General features: G+C 68.3%; 2 protein-coding genes. Both read left to right on the top strand.

What is annotated here, in order from left to right:
* The first annotated feature begins 143 nt into the window (after positions 1-143).
* Complete coding sequence (locus tag ABZ646_RS45945; RefSeq protein WP_360533567.1) at positions 144-1,073, top strand: ABC transporter permease; 930 nt, start codon at positions 144-146, stop codon at positions 1,071-1,073.
* Positions 1,066-1,845, top strand: coding sequence for an ABC transporter ATP-binding protein (locus ABZ646_RS45950; RefSeq protein WP_360533570.1), 780 nt, complete (start codon positions 1,066-1,068; stop codon positions 1,843-1,845). The genes ABZ646_RS45945 and ABZ646_RS45950 overlap by 8 nt, the downstream gene beginning before the upstream one ends.
* The last annotated feature ends 56 nt before the right edge of the window (positions 1,846-1,901 follow it).

Consider the following 1,901-nt stretch of genomic DNA (forward strand, 5'->3'; position numbering starts at 1 on the left):
GGTGTGCGGCCTGGTCGGCCGCCCCCTCGGGGCCGTCGGCCGCCCCCTCGGGGCCGTATCCCCTCGCGGATACGTGTCGCGCCCCTGTAGCACAATTCCGTAAGACATGAGTAAGACGAACCTGAAGACGAAGGCCTCCACCCTTGAGTGAGACAACGCATGACGGCGGGATCGCGGTGAGCGCGGCACCGGCGCCCGACGAGGGCCTCACGGCGGCGCAGCTGGCCGCCAAGTACGGGCTCGCGGTGAGCGGCGCCCGGCCCTCGCTCGTCGAGTACGTACGCCAGCTGTGGGGCCGCCGTCACTTCATCCTGGCCTTCTCCCAGGCGAAGCTCACCGCCCAGTACAGCCAGGCCAAGCTGGGCCAGCTCTGGCAGGTGGCCACACCGCTGCTGAACGCGGCCGTGTACTACTTCATCTTCGGCGTCATCCTGCACGCCAGCCGCGGTATGTCGCAGGACGTCTACATCCCGTTCCTGGTCACCGGCGTCTTCACCTTCACCTTCACGCAGAGCTCGATCATGACGGGCGTCCGGGCGATCTCCGGCAACCTCGGCCTGGTGCGCGCGCTGCACTTCCCGCGCGCCTCGCTGCCCGTCTCCTTCGCGCTCCAGCAGCTCCAGCAGCTGCTGTTCTCGATGATCGTCATGGTCGCCGTGGTGGTCGGGTTCGGCAGCCGCCCCGGCCTGTCCTGGGTGCTGGTCGTGCCGATCCTGTTGCTGCTGTTCCTGTTCAACACCGGGCTGGCGCTGATCGTGGCCCGGATGGGCGCCAGGACGCCGGACCTCGCCCAGCTGCTGCCGTTCGTCCTGCGCACCTGGATGTACATGTCCGGCGTGATGTTCTCGATCACCAAGATGATGGAGGGCAGGCCGGAGTGGGCGCGCACCCTCCTCCAGGTCAACCCGGCCACCGTCTACATGGACCTGATGCGCTTCGCGCTCATCGACGGCTACGGCGCCTCGAACCTGCCGCCGCACGTCTGGGCCGTCGCCCTGGCCTGGGCCGTGGTCGTCTTCGGCGGCGGATTCGTGTATTTCTGGAAGGCGGAGGAGCGGTACGGCCGTGGCTGAGCACAGCACAGGGGAGCGGATCCCCACCGTCATAGCGGAGGACGTGCACATCGTCTACCGCGTCAACGGCGCCAAGACCGGCAAGGGCAGCGCGACCTCCGCCCTCAGTCGTATCGTCAGGCGCGGCGACGAGCGCGGTGTCCGCAGGGTGCACGCGGTCCGCGGGGTCTCCTTCGTCGCCTACCGCGGTGAGGCGATCGGCCTGATCGGGTCCAACGGCTCCGGCAAGTCGACCCTGCTGCGGGCCATCGCCGGCCTGCTGCCCGCGGAGAAGGGCAGGGTCTACACCAACGGCCAGCCCTCGCTGCTCGGCGTCAACGCGGCCCTCATGAACGACCTCACCGGCGAACGGAACGTCATCCTCGGCGGTCTCGCCATGGGTATGTCCCGCGAGGACATCAGGGCCCGCTACCAGGACATCGTCGACTTCTCCGGCATCAACGACAAGGGCGACTTCATCACCCTGCCGATGCGCACCTACTCGTCCGGCATGGCGGCTCGGCTCCGGTTCTCCATCGCCGCGGCCAAGGACCACGACGTCCTCATGATCGACGAGGCGCTGGCCACCGGGGACGCGGCGTTCCGCAAGCGCTCCGAGGACCGGATCCGCGAGCTGCGCGAGCATGCCGGCACGGTGTTCCTGGTCAGCCACAACAACAAGTCCATCCGTGACACCTGCGACCGGGTCCTGTGGCTGGAGCGCGGCGAGCTGCGCATGGACGGCCCGACCGAAGAGGTGCTCAAGGAGTACGAGAAGTTCACCGGCAAGTAGCCCCCGCTTCCACGGGCAGGGGATCGGTTTTGGCCAGGGCCCCGCCGGAACCTTCC

The organism is Streptomyces sp. NPDC007162 (assembly GCF_040634175.1).
Lineage (GTDB): Bacteria > Actinomycetota > Actinomycetes > Streptomycetales > Streptomycetaceae > Streptomyces.